General features: G+C 59.6%; 15 protein-coding genes. 12 read left to right on the top strand and 3 right to left on the bottom strand.

Annotation, left to right across the window (positions count from 1 at the left end; all coding sequences use genetic code 11):
- Positions 1-88 precede the first annotated feature (88 nt).
- Complete coding sequence (locus tag ACZ0AI_RS09330) at positions 89-322, top strand: hypothetical protein (RefSeq protein ID WP_463565499.1); 234 nt, start codon at positions 89-91, stop codon at positions 320-322.
- Positions 323-406: 84 nt separating this feature from the next.
- Here ACZ0AI_RS09330 and sulA read toward each other — a convergent pair whose 3' ends face one another.
- Both sulA and lexA read right to left on the bottom strand, forming a co-directional pair.
- Complete coding sequence (gene sulA / locus ACZ0AI_RS09325) at positions 407-865, bottom strand: SOS-induced cell division inhibitor SulA (RefSeq protein ID WP_463565498.1); 459 nt, start codon at positions 863-865, stop codon at positions 407-409.
- Between the two features lie 11 nt (positions 866-876).
- Complete coding sequence (gene lexA, locus ACZ0AI_RS09320) at positions 877-1,488, bottom strand: transcriptional repressor LexA (RefSeq protein WP_463565497.1); 612 nt, start codon at positions 1,486-1,488, stop codon at positions 877-879.
- 264 nt (positions 1,489-1,752) lie between these two features.
- Here lexA and ACZ0AI_RS09315 point away from each other — a divergent pair, with 264 nt between their 5' ends.
- Positions 1,753-2,457 carry a TetR/AcrR family transcriptional regulator gene (locus ACZ0AI_RS09315; protein ID WP_225833612.1) on the top strand — a complete coding sequence of 235 codons (705 nt, stop codon included), beginning with the start codon at positions 1,753-1,755 and terminating at the stop codon, positions 2,455-2,457.
- A 343-nt stretch (positions 2,458-2,800) separates the two neighbouring features.
- Positions 2,801-3,799 carry a beta-N-acetylhexosaminidase gene (gene nagZ, locus ACZ0AI_RS09310; RefSeq protein WP_463566267.1) on the top strand — a complete coding sequence of 333 codons (999 nt, stop codon included), beginning with the start codon at positions 2,801-2,803 and terminating at the stop codon, positions 3,797-3,799.
- Positions 3,800-3,873: 74 nt separating this feature from the next.
- On the opposite strand, the gene mfd is transcribed toward nagZ, so the two are convergent.
- Positions 3,874-7,317 (bottom strand): transcription-repair coupling factor, encoded by a 3,444-nt coding sequence (mfd, locus tag ACZ0AI_RS09305; RefSeq protein ID WP_463565496.1) that lies wholly within the window; start codon positions 7,315-7,317, stop codon positions 3,874-3,876.
- A gap of 151 nt (positions 7,318-7,468) precedes the next feature.
- Here mfd and ACZ0AI_RS09300 point away from each other — a divergent pair, with 151 nt between their 5' ends.
- From ACZ0AI_RS09300 to nqrM, 9 genes are all read left to right on the top strand, one after another.
- Positions 7,469-8,917 (top strand): glyceraldehyde-3-phosphate dehydrogenase, encoded by a 1,449-nt coding sequence (locus tag ACZ0AI_RS09300; RefSeq protein WP_463565495.1) that lies wholly within the window; start codon positions 7,469-7,471, stop codon positions 8,915-8,917.
- 400 nt (positions 8,918-9,317) lie between these two features.
- A complete protein-coding gene (locus tag ACZ0AI_RS09295; protein WP_463565494.1) occupies positions 9,318-10,655 on the top strand; it encodes a Na(+)-translocating NADH-quinone reductase subunit A in 1,338 nt (445 codons plus the stop codon).
- Between the two features lie 3 nt (positions 10,656-10,658).
- Complete coding sequence (locus ACZ0AI_RS09290; protein WP_463565493.1) at positions 10,659-11,870, top strand: NADH:ubiquinone reductase (Na(+)-transporting) subunit B; 1,212 nt, start codon at positions 10,659-10,661, stop codon at positions 11,868-11,870.
- On the top strand, positions 11,863-12,651 hold the full coding sequence (locus tag ACZ0AI_RS09285) for a Na(+)-translocating NADH-quinone reductase subunit C (protein ID WP_463565492.1): 789 nt from the start codon (positions 11,863-11,865) through the stop codon (positions 12,649-12,651). The genes ACZ0AI_RS09290 and ACZ0AI_RS09285 overlap by 8 nt, the downstream gene beginning before the upstream one ends.
- A 2-nt stretch (positions 12,652-12,653) precedes the next feature.
- Positions 12,654-13,322 (top strand): NADH:ubiquinone reductase (Na(+)-transporting) subunit D, encoded by a 669-nt coding sequence (locus ACZ0AI_RS09280; RefSeq protein WP_463565491.1) that lies wholly within the window; start codon positions 12,654-12,656, stop codon positions 13,320-13,322.
- Positions 13,322-13,930 (top strand): NADH:ubiquinone reductase (Na(+)-transporting) subunit E, encoded by a 609-nt coding sequence (nqrE, locus tag ACZ0AI_RS09275; RefSeq protein ID WP_463565490.1) that lies wholly within the window; start codon positions 13,322-13,324, stop codon positions 13,928-13,930. The genes ACZ0AI_RS09280 and nqrE overlap by 1 nt, the downstream gene beginning before the upstream one ends.
- Before the next feature lie 15 nt (positions 13,931-13,945).
- Entirely contained in the window at positions 13,946-15,169 is a 1,224-nt protein-coding gene (nqrF, locus tag ACZ0AI_RS09270; RefSeq protein ID WP_463569987.1) for an NADH:ubiquinone reductase (Na(+)-transporting) subunit F, read from the top strand.
- Positions 15,170-15,272: 103 nt separating this feature from the next.
- Positions 15,273-16,196, top strand: coding sequence for an FAD:protein FMN transferase (locus ACZ0AI_RS09265; protein WP_463565488.1), 924 nt, complete (start codon positions 15,273-15,275; stop codon positions 16,194-16,196).
- Positions 16,193-16,426 carry a (Na+)-NQR maturation NqrM gene (gene nqrM / locus ACZ0AI_RS09260; protein WP_463565487.1) on the top strand — a complete coding sequence of 78 codons (234 nt, stop codon included), beginning with the start codon at positions 16,193-16,195 and terminating at the stop codon, positions 16,424-16,426. Before ACZ0AI_RS09265 ends, nqrM begins: the two co-directional genes overlap by 4 nt.
- The last annotated feature ends 66 nt before the right edge of the window (positions 16,427-16,492 follow it).

Raw genomic sequence — 16,492 nt, 5'->3', positions numbered from 1 at the left:
AAGTCCGTTCAGCGCTTAGCGGTTTTTCGCCAAGCGATTGAATGGAGCGGCTGCTACAATGCGCGGCCTTTCGTGGAGAATCCGAGTTATGCCTACTTCCTTCCTTGAAATCGTCGAACTGCCCGATGGGCGTATTGCCCTGCGTCGAGCCGATGATGAGGAAGCACTGGTGGTGTTGGACTTCTCCGAAGATGCCAAGGCCTTTCTCCAGGGCCAGCATGTGGAAGTCGCCAAAGCGATGCTCAATGTCGGCGTGCAAATGGCCGGCAGAATGGCCGAAGGCGATTTTGAGCATGAAGACCAGCCCCGCGTCCTGCACTGATCCGGCTTTCTACCCGCGCCCTCCACGGGCGGTCAGGCAGAAAAGTGACACTCCAACTTCGAGCATTTCTCTGTAAATCGTGGGTCAGCCCAGGCTGATGTTCAGGCTTTGCGCCTGGCCGAGGTGCGCTGCTGCTTCCAGTTGCTGGCGCGCATGCTGGGGCAGGGGATGCAGCCAGCTGACCACCGTATGGCTACGGCCAAGTTTCAAGGCTTCCTGAGCCAGCTGCAGGGCGCTCTGGCTGTTGCGAGGGTGCAGTAGCAGAATCCGCTCACGGTTCAGGCCCGCATCGCGCAGCCAGCTCTGGGTCAGGCTGGCCGGTGGGGCGATCAGGGTCAACCAGCGTTCGTCATCCTTCTCGCTCAGTTCCCGCAGCATGGGCGCCAACAGCGTCAGGCAGTTACCCGCAGCACCTCTCAGCGATACTTCGCTGAACGTGGTTTCCAGTGCTACTGGTTCGGGTTCGGCCACCGCAATGGTCGAGGCCAGAAAGGCATCGAACAGCGGAAGTTGGGTACGGCTCAGCGACTGAGGGAACTGCATAAAGCCTCCAATTAGCGGCGTATGACGCCGACACTCAAGCCTTCGATGATCAGCTCCTGTTCTTCCAGGTTCACTTCGATCGGGGCGAATTCTGTGTTTTCAGCCAGCAACCAGACGGTATTGCCTTCACGTTTGAATCGCTTGACCGTCACTTCATCATCGATACGCGCGACCACTATCTGGCCGTTGCGTGCTTCGCTGGTGGTGTGGACGGCAAGCAGATCGCCGTCGACGATGCCGATGTCCTTCATGCTCATGCCGCGTACCCGCAGCAGGTAGTCGGCCCTCGGGCGGAAGAAGTCCGGGTTGATCCGGCAGGCTTCCTCTATATGTTGTTGAGCCAGAATGGGTGCGCCTGCAGCCACTCGGCCGATCACCGGCAGGCCTTCTTCCTCGGCCTGATTGGGCTCGAAACCCGGGATGCGGATGCCGCGGGAAGCGCCCGGGGTCATCTCGATCGCACCTTTGCGGGCCAGGGCCTTGAGGTGTTCCTCGGCGGCATTCGGTGACTTGAAGCCGAGCGCCTGGGCGATCTCTGCACGAGTCGGCGGGTAGCCGTTGTCTTCCAGGCACTGCTTGATGAAGGCGAGGATTTCGGCTTGGCGGGGCGTCAGCTTGATCATGTGGGCGGCTCTGTCTTTTTATACAGTGACTGGGATTATATACAGTAAGCGTCGCTTGGCAATCCATTGATGTGCGTCGCGCCTGTGTTATCCGCCAGGCGGCGTAACGGGCTATGCTCAACAGGCCATTTTCGAAACCCGGCCGGGATTGCCCGCGACGCTATCGCCAAATGATGACTGAGCATCCAGAATACGGTCTGCGCGACTTGACAGGCGTGCGCGCTGAAACGTATGTTTCAAACACTTGTTTGTCGGATGGATGTCATGGCGCAATCGGAAACCGTTGAACGCATTCTGGATGCTGCGGAGCAGTTGTTCGCGGAGAAGGGGTTCGCCGAAACGTCGTTGCGCCTGATTACCAGCAAGGCTGGGGTCAACCTGGCCGCCGTCAACTATCACTTCGGTTCCAAGAAGGCCCTGATTCAGGCGGTCTTCTCGCGTTTTCTCGGGCCGTTCTGCGCGAGCCTCGAGCGTGAGCTCGACAAGCGCCAGAGCAAGCCAGGGGTGACCTTCAGCCTCGAGGAGTTGCTCGAACTGTTGGTCGAGCAGACCCTGGCGGTGAAACCGCGCAGTGGTAATGACCTGTCCATCTTCATGCGCTTGCTCGGCCTGGCCTTCAGTCAGAGTCAGGGACATCTGCGCAAATACCTCGAAGAGGTCTACGGCAAGGTGTTCCGGCGCTACATGCATCTGGTGCATGAAGCGGCGCCTGGCATTCCTCCGCTGGAGCTGTTCTGGCGCGTGCATTTCATGCTCGGCGCCGCGGCGTTCAGCATGTCTGGCATCAAGGCCCTGCGGGCCATGGCCGAGAGCGACTTCGGCGTGGATACCTCGATCGAGCAGGTCATGCGCCTGATGGTGCCGTTCCTGGCCGCCGGTATGCGCTCTGAAAGCGGAGTGACCGACCAGCGGCTGGCGACTGCTCAGCTTATTCCTCGCAGTAAAGGCCCAGCCATCATCAAGGCCTGACCGTCTTGTCCGGCTTGCGGGCTGCTCGTCGCTGCCCCTAAGCTACCGCCTATATCAGCAGCTGGTTTCGGCATAGCCAGAGCTTGGGTGATCTCCTCACCGAATCGCCAGATATTCATTGCGCTTGGGCGCGAGCATTCGCTTTGCTGCGCCTGTCTGCGTGCCGAATGCGGAACCTGTTCGTGGGGCACTGTCCCATGGCTGTGCGCAGGCCGAGTTTCATATCTGCTGCAAAATCTTTTCCCCAGTGCTCGCTCGATGCGTGGCGCTGATCGATGAAGCGCCTCGCTCCAGCTGAGCGGTGCGGCCACTCAATTAAGGATTACCTGTTGTGAGTACCCCCTTGTATGGCTCCCTGATGGTGGATATCGCCGGCACCTGGCTGGCTGCCGAAGACCGGCAGTTGCTGCGCCAGCCCGAAGTCGGCGGCCTGATTATCTTCGCCCGTAATATCGAGAATCCACGTCAGGTGCGTGAGCTGTCACAGGCCATTCGTGCCGTGCGCCCGGATCTGCTGCTTGCTGTGGATCAGGAGGGCGGCCGCGTACAACGGCTGCGTGAAGGCTTTGTGCGTCTGCCGGCGATGCGCGCCATTGCAGGCTGCGCCGATGCCGAGAGCCTGGCGCGGCAGTGCGGCTGGTTGATGGCGACCGAAGTCCTGGCGGTGGGCCTGGATCTGAGTTTCGCGCCGGTGCTGGATCTCGATCACCAGCGCAGTGCGGTGGTCGGCCACCGTGCCTTCGAGGGTGACCCCGAGCGTGCCACCCAGTTGGCTGGCGCGTTTATTCGCGGCATGGCAGAGGCGGGCATGGCGGCGACCGGCAAGCATTTCCCCGGGCATGGCTGGGCCGAGGCTGATTCCCATGTGGCCATTCCAACCGATGAGCGCAGCCTGGAAGAAATCCGTCAGAACGACCTACGGCCGTTCGCGGCCTTGAGTCGTGATCTTGCGGCGGTAATGCCGGCCCATGTCATCTACCCTCAGGTGGACAGTCAGCCGGCTGGCTTCTCGCGCCGCTGGTTGCAGGACATCCTGCGGGGGGAGCTGGGTTTCGAGGGCGTCATTTTCAGCGATGACCTGTCGATGGCCGGCGCCCATGTGGTGGGTGACGCCGCCAATCGCATTGAGGCTGCTCTGACGGCAGGTTGCGACATGGGCCTAGTGTGTAACGACCGAGCCGCGGCAGAGTTGGCGCTTTCGGCAGTGCAGCGCCTCGGTGTTATCGCGCCCAAAGGGTTGGCAGGCATGCGCCGCCGAGCGTTTCCCGGAATCGATTATCGTCAGAACCCGCGTTGGGCCCAGGCGTTATCTGCCCTGCGGGCAGCGCAATTGGTCGAGTAAGCCGCTGTATCGAAAGCGTCCTGGGTAGACCCAGGCTACAAAAAGTCAGGGCCGCATAAGCGTCCCTGATTTTTTCAGCTTTTCACCGTAGCCAGCAGGCGTTCCAGTAACGCCTCTAGCGTGTTGAAACGCTCTTCCGCACGCTCCATCGGTATGGAGAAGCGGAACAGCGTGGCGCCTTCGAACTTGTAGCGGTTCGGCGCGCTCTGGATCAACTTGATCAGCGTCAGTGGATCGACCGGTGTTTCCGCCGCGAACTCGATGCGCCCACCTTGCGGCCCTGCATCGATCTTCTTGATACCCAGCCGCTCGGCCTGCAGCTTGAGCAGGGTCAGGCGTACCAGGTGTTTGGCTGGCTCTGGCAGCAGCCCGAAGCGGTCGATCATTTCCACCTGCAGCTCTTTCAGGCCGTCTTCGTCGATGGCGTTGGCGATGCGCTTATAGAGGATCAGGCGGGCATGGACGTCCGGTAGGTAATCCTCGGGAATCAGCGCCGGTACACGCAGGTTGATTTCCGGCCCACCGCCCAGCGGTTGGTCGAGGTTCGGCTGCTCGCCCTTGCGGATCGATTTCACTGCTCGTTCGAGCATTTCCATGTACAGGGTGAAGCCAACTGCCTGGATCTGCCCGCTCTGGCCGTCGCCGAGCAGTTCGCCCGCACCACGGATTTCCAGGTCGTGGGTGGCGAGGACGAAGCCAGCACCGAGATCCTGGGCATTGGCGATGGCTTCCAGGCGTTTCTGCGCGTCGTCGGTCATCTGCTTGCGCGGCGGCGTCAGCAGGTAGGCGTAGGCCTGGTGGTGGCTGCGCCCGACGCGACCGCGTAACTGGTGCAACTGGGCCAGGCCGAACTTGTCGGCACGCTCGATGATGATGGTGTTGGCGCTGGGCACGTCGATGCCGGTCTCGATGATGGTCGAGGCGATCAGTACGTTGAAGCGCTTGTGGTAGAAGTCGCCCATCACCTGTTCCAGCTCGCGCTCGTGCATCTGCCCGTGGCCGATGCCGATGCGTGCCTCGGGCACCAGTGCGGCCAGCTCGGCTGCGCACTTTTCGATGCTCTTCACGTCGTTGTGCAGGTAGTACACCTGGCCGCCACGCAGTAGCTCACGCAGCAGCGCTTCCTTGATCGTCGGGTTGTTCTGTTCCATGACGAAGGTACGCACCGAGAGGCGGCGAGCTGGCGGTGTCGCGATGATCGACAAGTCACGCATGCCCGACACGGCCATATTCAGGGTGCGCGGAATGGGGGTGGCAGTGAGGGTGAGGATATCTACCTCACTGCGTAGCGCCTTGAGCACTTCCTTCTGGCGCACGCCGAAGCGGTGCTCTTCGTCGATGATCACCAGGCCCAGGTTCTTGATCTTGACGTCATCCTGCAGCAGCTTGTGGGTGCCGATAACGATGTCGATCTTGCCTTCGGCCAGTTGCTGTACGGCGGCGCTGATTTCTTTGGCACTCTTGAAGCGGCTCATCACCTCGACCGTTACCGGCCAATCGGCGAAACGGTCACGGAAGCTGTTGTAGTGCTGCTGGGCAAGCAGGGTAGTGGGCACCAGAATGGCGACCTGGCGACCGCCATGTACGGCGATAAAGGCGGCGCGCATGGCCACCTCGGTCTTGCCAAAGCCGACGTCGCCGCAGACCAGGCGATCCATCGGCTTGGGTGCGAGCATGTCTTCGCGCACCGCCTCGATGGCGCTCTGCTGATCCGGGGTTTCCTCGAACGGGAAACCGGCGCTGAAGGTGTCGTAGTCGGCCTTGGGGTCATTGAACGCGTAGCCTTCACGGGCGGCGCGGCGGGCGTAGATGTCGAGCAACTCGGCGGCGACGTCGCGCACCTGCTCGGCCGCCTTGCGCTTGGCCTTCTGCCAGACTTCCGAGCCGAGGCGATGCAGCGGGGCGAGTGCATCGTCACTGCCGGTGTAGCGGGCAATCAGGTGCAGGCTGGCGACCGGTACGTAGAGCTTGGCTTCCTCGGCATACATCAGGGTAAGGAACTCGGCGGCTTGGCCGTCGAACTCCATGGTCACCAAGCCCAGGTAACGACCGACGCCGTGATCGATATGCACTACCGGCGCACCTTCGCGCAGCTCGGTGAGGTTCTTGATGACGTTGTCGCCGCCATCGCGGGTCTTTTCACGACGCCGACGCTGCATGACGCGTTGGCCAAACAGCGGGCTTTCCGCTATCAGTGCCAGGTTTTCGAGCTGCAGGCCTTCATCCAGCGGCGCAATGGTGATGCCCAGGCGTTCCTTGCTCGCACAGAACTGCGGCCAGCCATCGACTTCCTTGGGCTTGAGCTTGAGGCGTGCAAGCAGCTCCAGCAGCACTTCGCGGCGCCCGGCGGATTCGGCGCAGAACAGCACGCGGCCCGGGTATTCCTCGATGAAACGACGCAGTGCTGCCAGTGGCTCGCTGCTTTTCGCCTGGATCGCCAGGTCGGGCAGGGCGCTGGCGTCGAAGCGCGTGCGGCCTACGCCCGGCTCGATGTCGTCGGCGCTGACTACGACGCGCGGCCAGTCCTTCAGGCGCGCGAAGCAGTCTTCGACCGGCAAGAAGATATCGGCCGGCGGCAGCAGCGGACGCTCGGGGTCGACGCGGCGTTCGTCGTAGCGGTTGCGCGCGTCCGTCCAGAACTGTTCGGCGGCCTTTTCGATGCCGGGCAGCGAGAATACCTGGGTGTCCTGGGGCAGGTAGTCGAAGAGGGTGGCGGTTTCCTCGAAGAACAGCGGCAGGTAGTACTCGATACCGGCCGGAGTGATGCCGGTGGAGAGATCCTGATAGATCGGGCAGCGACGGAAGTCGACGTCGAAGCGCTCGCGGAAGCGCCCGCGAAAATCGGTGACGGCCTTCTTCTCGAGGGGGAATTCGCGTGCCGGCAGCAGCTTGATCGACTCGACCTTGTCTATCGAGCGCTGGGTCTCTGGATCAAAGGTGCGCAGAGTCTCGATCTCGTCATCGAACAGGTCGATGCGAAACGGCTGCTTGCTACCCATCGGAAACAGATCGATCAGCGCGCCGCGTACGGCGAATTCGCCATGCTCATAAACGGTGTCGACGCAGCGATATCCAGAGGCCTCCAGACGCGTACGCATGTCGTTGACGTCGATGCGTTGACCAACATCCAGCACCAGGCTGCTACCCAGCAGAAAGCGGGTCGGTGCCAGGCGATGCAGCGCCGTGGTGACGGGCACGACCAGTACGCCGTGCTTGAGCTCGGGCAGGCGATACAGCGCCGAAATGCGCTGGGAAATGATGTCCTGATGCGGCGAGAACAGGTCGTAGGGCAGGGTTTCCCAGTCGGGGAAATGCAGCACCGGCAATTCTGGCGCGAAGAAGCTCAGTTCCTGCTCCAGGCGCTCGGCGCTCTGGCTATCGGCAGTGAGCAGCAGGGTGAAGCGCTTCGCAGCGCTGGCCGCTTCGGCAATGGCCAGGCTCAGCGCGGCACCGGGCAGGTTGCCCCAGTGTTGTTTACCGGCGGTGGCCGGCAAGGACGGCAGACGCAGTACAGGCACAGGTGGCTCGCGATTGGTAACGATTTGGCCCCCGATTGTAACTATCCGCGAGGATGGCTGTCAGTGTTTCGACCGCTGCAGATTGCCGACCCATGTGTGTGTCGTCATAATGTAGCCCCTTTTTCAGCCCCTACATGTGGAAGGTATTGCCGTGACTCAGAAGCCCGACCAGTGTCTTGGTGAATGGATTGACCGTGAAGCCCTCGCCGAGGCGATGATTCCGCTGATTGGTCAGCTGTACCGCAACAACAATGTGGTGCTGTCGATCCACGGCCGCAGCCTGATCAACCGCTCGGTCATCGAGATCCTCAAGGCGCATCGCTTCGCCCGTCACCGTCAGGCTGACGAAAACGGCTTGGCCGTTCACGATTCCTACGCCGTGCTCAAAGTGATGAGCGAGCTCAAACTGGGCGCCGCCTCCGTTGATCTTGGCAAGATGGTCGGCAAGTTCAAGGCCGAAGGCCAAGGCCGCAGCATCGAGCAGTTCGTCAAAGACGAACTCGCCGACGTGGCAAACCAACAGAACGCTTCGCCGCGCAAAGGCACCGATGTTGTCCTTTACGGCTTCGGTCGTATCGGCCGTCTGCTGGCACGCATCCTGATCGAGCACACCGGTGGGGGCGACGGCCTGCGTCTGCGCGCCATCGTCGTGCGCAAAGGTGCCGAGAATGACCTGGTCAAGCGCGCCAGCCTGCTGCGTCGCGACTCGGTGCATGGCAAGTTCGATGGCACTATCACCATCGACGAAGAAAACAGCACCCTGACCGCCAACGGCAACCTGATTCAGGTGATCTACGCCAAGGATCCGTCGGCCATCGACTACACCCAGTACGGCATCAAGGATGCGCTGCTGGTCGACAACACCGGCGTATGGCGTGATGCCGAGGGCCTCGGCCAGCACCTCAAGTGCCCCGGTGTCGACCGCGTCGTGCTGACCGCCCCGGGCAAGGGTGCCCTGAAGAACATCGTGCATGGCATTAACCACAGCGAGATCACCGCCGAGGACAAGATCGTCTCGGCCGCCTCCTGCACCACCAACGCCATCGTGCCGGTGCTCAAGGCAGTCAACGACAAGTACGGCATCGTCAATGGCCACGTCGAAACCGTTCACTCGTATACCAACGACCAGAACCTGATCGACAACTTCCATAAAGGTAGCCGTCGTGGTCGTAGTGCCGCGCTGAACATGGTCATCACCGAAACCGGTGCGGCCACTGCTGCTGCCAAGGCGCTGCCGGTTCTCAAGGGCAAGCTGACCGGTAACGCGATTCGCGTTCCGACGCCGAACGTGTCCATGGCCATCCTCAACCTGAACCTGGAGAAGGCCTGCAGCCGCGAAGAAATCAACGAGTACTTGCGCCAGATGGCCATGCACTCGGATCTGCAGAAGCAGATCGATTTCGTCAGCTCTCAGGAAGTGGTGTCCACCGACTTCGTTGGCTCGCGCCATGCAGGTGTGGTCGACGCCGAAGCCACTATCGCCAACGACAACCGTGTTGTCCTGTATGTCTGGTACGACAACGAGTTTGGCTACAGCTGCCAGGTTGTACGCGTGATGGAAGACATGGCTGGGGTCAACCCGCCGGCATTCCCGCGCTGAGTAGGATCATGGCGTGATAAACGGGAGCTTCGGCTCCCGTTTTTTTGCCCTCGATTTCTCTTCTAGGGCGCGTTTCTTATTAGCATGCACAAGAGCGCAGTCGCTGGAGGGCATTAGCTCCCTCCATTCGGGAGGCCAATGCACGTGCTAGCACCTGACGACATCGCTTGCGCAGGCATCTATATTCGCGGTCATTCTGTTGCGTCCTGTAACTGAGCGCTAAAAAAGCAAGCGCTTGGCTAGCGTCTAGTTGTCGCACAACTTTATAATCACGGCGATTTCTTACCCGCGTTCGACATCAGCGCACACCCATAAACGCTATGGGGGTGTGCTGACCATTTGGTTTTCAGGTCTCGGGCGCATTCTAAAAAAAGCTTAAAAACAGTGGTTAGGCAAACCTATGATCAAAATAAAACATGGGCTCGACTTGCCCATCACAGGCGCGCCGGCTCAGCAGATCGAGGCTTCTAGACCCGTGCGCAGCGTCGCAGTCATAGGCTTCGATTACCATGATATGAAGCCCACCATGGCGGTTCAGGTGGGTGATCGGGTCAAGCTGGGCCAGATTCTCTTTTCAGACAAAAAGTCTGAGGGTGTGCACTACACGGCGCCAGGCGCCGGTGTGATCAGCGCCATCCATCGTGGGGAGCGGCGCGTGCTGCAATCGGTGGTCATCGACCTCGAGGGCGATGAGCATGAAACCTTTGCTCAGTACGCCGAGGGTCAGCTGGATAGCCTGGATGCTGCCCTGGTGCGCGAGAACTTGCTGCAGTCCGGCCTGTGGACAGCATTGCGTACTCGTCCCTTCAGCAAGGTGCCAGCTGTCGATGCGATCGCCAGCTCGATCTTCGTCAGCGCTATCGATACTCATCCGCTGGCTGCCGACCCCACACTTATTATTGCTGAGCATGCTGCTGACTTCGCCAACGGTCTCAAGGTGCTGAGCTGCTTGAGTCGAGTGTTTCTCTGTAAGGCCGAAGGCGTGAGCCTGCCCGGCGAGCAGTTGCAGAACGTACAGACGGAGTCATTCTCCGGCCCCCATCCTGCTGGTTTGCCTGGTACGCACATCCACTTCCTCGATCCGGTCAGCGTCAAGAAAAGCGTTTGGACGATCAATTATCAGGACGTGATTGCGGTTGGCAAACTGTTTACTACCGGCCAGTTGTGGGTCGAGCGTGTCGTCTCGCTGGCCGGGCCGGTGGTCGAGCGGCCGCGTCTGCTGCGTACGCGCCTGGGTGCCAACCTCAACGAATTGACCGCTGGTGAACTTGTCCCTGGCGATAACCGTGTGGTTTCCGGGTCGCTACTTGGCGGGCGTACATCGCGTGGTGCCTGCGCTTACCTGGGACGCTATCACCTGCAGGTGTCTTGCCTCAAGGAAGGCAATGACCGTGAAGTCATGCATTACCTGCGTGCCGGCGTTAACAAGCACTCGGTGCTGAATATTTTCGTTTCCAAGCTGCAGAGCGCCAAACGTTTTGCGTTTTCCACCACCACCAACGGCAGCCCCAGGGCCATGGTACCGGTGGGCAACTACGAGGCGGTGATGCCGCTGGATATCCTGCCTACCCAGCTGTTGCGTTACCTGATCGTCGGCGATACCGAGCTGGCTCAGCAACTGGGCTGCCTCGAACTTGACGAAGAAGACCTGGCGCTGTGCACCTATGTGTGCGCTGGTAAATATGAATATGGTCCGATCCTGCGGGACAACCTCAGCCGTATAGAAAAGGAGGGTTAACCCGTGGGTATTCGTGCATTCCTCGACAAGATCGAGCACAACTTCGAGAAGGGCGGCAAGTACGAGAAGTGGTACGCGCTTTACGAAGCGGCCGATACATTTTTCTATCGCCCGGGCAGTGTGACCAAAACCACCGCCCACGTGCGTGATGGCATCGACCTCAAGCGCATGATGATCACCGTATGGGTCTGTACCTTCCCGGCGATGTTCTTTGGCATGTGGAACACTGGCTATCAGGCCAACCTGATCTTCGCGCAAAACCCCGATCTGCTGGCCAGTCAGGAAAGCTGGCGATTTGCGTTGATTGGCTCATTGGCGGGCTTTGACCCGAACAGCCTGTGGGACAACTTCATTCAGGGCGCTGCCTACTTTCTGCCGGTTTATGCGGTGACCTTCATCGTCGGCGGTTTCTGGGAAGTGTTGTTCGCTTCAATCCGTCGTCATGAGGTCAACGAAGGCTTCTTCGTCACCTCGATCCTGTTTGCCCTGATTCTTCCGCCGAGCATCCCGCTCTGGCAGGTAGCGTTGGGGATCAGCTTCGGCGTGGTGATTGGCAAGGAAGTATTTGGCGGCACGGGCAAGAACTTCCTCAACCCGGCGTTGACGGGGCGTGCCTTCCTGTTCTTCGCCTACCCGGCGCAGATGTCTGGCGATGCAGTGTGGACTGCCGTCGACGGCTTTGCTGGCGCGACCTCGCTGAGCATGGCGGCCACGGGTGGCGTGGAGCACATCATCAATGGCGGCGTGACCTGGATGGACGCCTTCATCGGTACCATGCAAGGCTCGCTGGGTGAAACCAGCACGCTGGCCATCTTCATCGGCGGTGCGGTGCTGCTGCTGACCAAGATCGCCTCCTGGCGCATTGTTGCCGGGGTGATGATCGGCATGATTGGCCTGAGCTTGCTGTTCAACACCATTGGCTCTGATACCAATCCGATGTTCGCCATGCCGTGGTACTGGCACTTGGTGGTAGGTGGTTTTGCCTTTGGCATGATTTTCATGGCGACCGACCCGGTTTCGGCGTCCATGACCAATACCGGCAAGTGGATTTTCGGTGCCTTGATCGGGGTGATGGTGGTGTTGATCCGTGTGGTCAACCCGGCCTTCCCGGAAGGCATGATGCTGGCGATTCTGTTCGCCAACCTGTTCGCCCCCCTGATTGACCACTATGTCGTTCAGGCCAATATCAAGCGGAGGCTGGCGCGCAATGTCTAGTCAAAAAGAATCCACTAGCCGGACGCTGATCGTCGCCCTGGCGGTGTGTCTGGTGTGTTCGATTTTCGTCGCGGGTGCGGCTATTGCCCTCAAACCCACGCAAATCGAGAACCGCCTGCTCGACAAGCAGCGCAGCATTCTGGCGATCGCCGGGCTGGGCGATGCGAGCATGAGCGCCGCCGAGGTGAAAGAACTGTTCGACGGCCGTATCAGTGCCCGTGTGGTTGACCTGGATAGCGGAACATTCAGCGACGCTCAGGATCCGCTGACCTTTGATCCGCTTGCTGCGTCCAAGGATCCTAAACTGTCCGAGCAGCTTAGCGGTGCCGAGGATATCGCCTCCATCAAGCGTCGTGAGCGCTTCACCACGGTGTATCTGGTGGAGCAGGATGGCAAGATGGAGACCGTCATCCTGCCTGTGCGTGGTTATGGCCTGTGGTCTACCCTGCACGGTTTTCTGGCGCTCAAGGCCGATCTGAACACCATTGCCGGCTTCGGCTTTTACCAGCACGCCGAGACCCCAGGGCTTGGTGGTGAAGTGGATAACCCTCGCTGGAAGAGTCTGTGGCTGGGCAAGACCCTGTACAACGATAAGGGCGAGCTGGCCATTCAGATCATCAAGGGTAATGTCGATGCACAGAGTCCGCGTGCCGATCACCAGGTCGATGGCCTGGCGGGTGCGACGTTGACCAGTAACGGCGTGAATAATCTGTTGCACTTCTGGCTTGGCGAGAAGGGCTTTGCCCAATTCCTCGCTAACCTGCAGAAAGGGGAGGTTTGATCATGTCCCAGCCAAGCATTAAGGAAGTCCTGCTCAATCCGGTCTTCAACAACAACCCTATCGGCTTGCAGATTCTCGGTATCTGTTCGGCCCTGGCGGTTACCTCGAACCTGAAAACCGCGCTCGTCATGTCGATCGCGCTGACCTTGGTGACGGCGTTCTCCAACCTGTTCATCTCGATGATCCGCAGCCAGATCCCCAGCTCGATCCGTATGATCGTGCAGATGGTGATCATCGCCTCGCTGGTGATCGTCGTGGATCAGGTACTCAAGGCATACGCCTACAGCCTCTCCAAGCAGTTGTCGGTATTCGTTGGCCTGATCATCACTAACTGCATCGTGATGGGGCGTGCTGAAGCCTTCGCCATGCAGAACCCGCCCGTGCTGTCGTTTTTCGATGGCATCGGCAATGGCCTTGGCTACAGCGCCATGCTGGTGGCACTGGGGATCATCCGTGAGCTGTTCGGCGCGGGCAAACTGATGGGTTACACCATCATTCCAGTGGTCAACGACGGCGGCTGGTACCTGCCCAACGGCATGCTCTTGCTGCCGCCCTCGGCGTTCTTCCTGATTGGCCTGTTCATCTGGGCTATTCGTTCGTGGAAAACCGATCAGGTCGAGAAGAACAGCTTCAAAATGGCGCCTCAGGTTTCGAATAAGGAGGCCTACTGATGGAGCACTATCTCAGCCTGCTGGCGAAGGCCATATTCGTCGAGAACATGGCGTTGGCCTTCTTCCTCGGCATGTGTACCTTCATTGCCATTTCGAAGAAAGTTGAGACCGCGATCGGTCTTGGCATTGCCGTGATCGTGGTGCAGGTCATCACCGTACCGGCGAACAACCTGATTTATACCTACCTGCTCAAGGACGGCGCGCTGGCCTGGGCTGGCCTTCCGGATGTCGATCTGAGCTTTCTGGGGCTGCTCAGCTACATCGGTGTTATTGCGGCAATCGTACAAATCCTGGAAATGCTGCTGGATAAGTACGTACCTGCGCTTTACAACGCGTTGGGCGTGTTCCTGCCGCTGATCACGGTGAACTGCGCCATCATGGGTGGCACCCTGTTCATGGTGGAGCGTGATTACAACCTGGCGGAAAGTACGGTCTACGGCTTTGGCTCCGGTCTTTCCTGGGCGTTGGCGATTGCTGCTTTGGCGGGTATCCGCGAGAAGCTCAAGTACAGCGATGTACCTGCCGGCCTGCAAGGGCTGGGTATCACCTTCATCACCATCGGTCTGATGTCGCTTGGCTTCATGTCCTTCTCCGGCGTGCAGTTGTAAGGAAAGGATGAACAGATGAATTACGAAATTTTCCTCGCGATCGGCATGTTCACCGCTATTGTCCTGGCGCTGGTGCTGATCATTCTCGTGGCGCGCGCCAAGCTGGTTTCCAGCGGCGATGTGAGCATCGAGATCAATGGTGAAAAAACCATCGTGGTACCGGCTGGCGGCAAATTGCTGCAGACGCTGGCCTCGAACAATATTTTCCTGTCTTCGGCCTGTGGCGGCGGCGGCACCTGCGCTCAGTGCAAGTGCATCGTCGAAAGCGGTGGTGGCGAGATGCTCTCCACCGAGGAGTCGCACTTCAACAAGCGTGAGGCCCGTGAGGGTTGGCGTCTGTCCTGCCAGACCGCGGTCAAGCAGGACATGAAGATCGAAGTGCCGGAAGAAGTCTTCGGCGTGAAGAAATGGGAATGTACGGTCGAGTCCAATCCCAACGTGGCTACTTTCATCAAGGAGCTCACCCTCAAGTTGCCCGAGGGCGAGAACGTCGACTTCCGCGCCGGGGGTTACGTGCAGCTGGAATGCCCGCCGCACGTGGTCAGCTACAAGGACTTCGACATTCAGGAGGAGTATCGCGGCGACTGGGACAAGTTCAACCAGTGGAAGTACGTGTCCAAGGTCGGCGAGACCGTGATTCGCGCCTACTCCATGGCCAACTATCCCGAAGAAGTCGGCCTCGTTAAGTTCAATATCCGTATCGCTTCGCCACCTCCAGGCAAGGACGATTTGCCACCAGGCCAGATGTCGTCCTGGGTGTTTGGCCTCAAACCGGGTGACAAGGTGACGGTTTATGGGCCATTCGGAGAGTTTTTCGCCAAAGATACCGATGCCGAGATGATCTTCGTCGGTGGTGGTGCCGGTATGGCGCCGATGCGCTCGCATATCTTCGATCAGCTCAAGCGCTTGAAGTCCACGCGCAAGATCAGCTTCTGGTATGGCGCACGCTCCATGCGTGAGGCCTTCTACAACGAAGAGTACGACCAGTTGCAGGCGGAGAATCCCAACTTCCAGTGGCACTTGGCGCTGTCTGATCCACAGCCTGAAGACAACTGGACAGGCCTCAAGGGCTTCATTCACAACGTGCTCTACGAGAACTACCTGAAGGATCACCCGGCGCCGGAAGATTGTGAGTTCTACATGTGCGGTCCGCCCATGATGAACGCTGCGGTTATCAAGATGCTGACCGAGCTTGGCGTAGAGCAGGAAAATATTCTCCTCGACGACTTTGGCGGTTGAGGTGGGATTAGCGGTATTTCGGCCCGTTATCGCTGTCGCTCTGGCGGCAGCCTTAACGGGCTGTCTTCCTTCTGATCGGGTTGAAGAGTTTGGTGGCCCGACCATGGGCAGCACCTACTCGGTCAAATACGTGCGCAGCGAGGGTGTCGCTCCGCAGAGCGAGATCAAGGCCGCCACCGAGGCGATTCTTGCCGAGATTGATCTGCAGATGTCCACCTACCGTACCGATTCTCTGATCGAGCAATTCAACCGCGCACCGGGTGGCAGCTGCCAGGAGATGCCCGAGGGCGTTCTGACGTTGATTGCGGCCGGTAATCGCCTGCATGAAGAAAGTGGCGGCGCCTTCGATCTGACGTTGGAACCGTTGCTTGATCTGTGGGGATTCGGCCCGAAGGGACAGGGCGAAGCCGTGCCGGATGCGCAGAAGTTGGATGCGGCGCGCCAGCGTGTCGGCCAGCAGCATCTGCGTATCGATGGCAGCCTGTTGTGCAAGGATGTCGATGTCGAGGTTGACTTCAACAGCATCGCCGCCGGGTACGCAGTTGACCGGATCATTGCCAGGCTTGGTGAGATGGGCGTAAGTAGCTATCTGGTGGAGGCGACAGGGGAGCTCAAGGCTGCAGGGCGAAAGCCCGATGGTAGCCACTGGCGTATCGGGCTCGAGGCGCCACGAGACGATCAGCGTGTTGCCCAGCGCATCCTGTTGCTCGATGGCTATGGCATCTCGACCTCGGGAGACTATCGCAACTATTTCGAAGAGGATGGTCAGCGTTACTCGCACACCCTCGATCCTGTGACAGGCAAGCCGGTGAACCACCGGTTGGCAGCGGTGACCGTGGCAGATCCATCGACCTTACGCGCTGATGGCTTGTCTACTCTACTCATGGTGCTCGGGCCGGAAGCCGGTGAGGCTTTCGCTGAGCGCAACGCAATTGCGGCATTTTTCGTCGTACGTGAGGGCGACGGTTTCGTCTCTCACGGAACCAGCGCATTCGAGCAGCTATTCGCTGCGGGAGAAGAGCAATGACCTTTGTGGTTGTATTTTTAGTCATGGTACTGGTCGTCGGCATGATGGCCGTAGGCGTGATAATGGGCCGCAAGCCCATTGCCGGTTCCTGCGGTGGCATTGCCAACCTGGGGATCGAGAAGGAATGTTCGATCTGTGGCGGTGACCGACAGAAGTGTGACGAGGTCACCAGCGAAGCAGGCAACGGAGCGGGCGCAACGGTACAGACGTACGATGCGAGCAAGCCCTGATCGCCAATCACCGCGTTGAGCGTTAGGCTAGGCGGCGTTGCGAGATGTTACGTACCAGGCTGTTAG

The organism is Pseudomonas sp. AC355, assembly GCF_979258205.1.
This window is presented reverse-complemented; position numbering and strand designations above follow the sequence as displayed.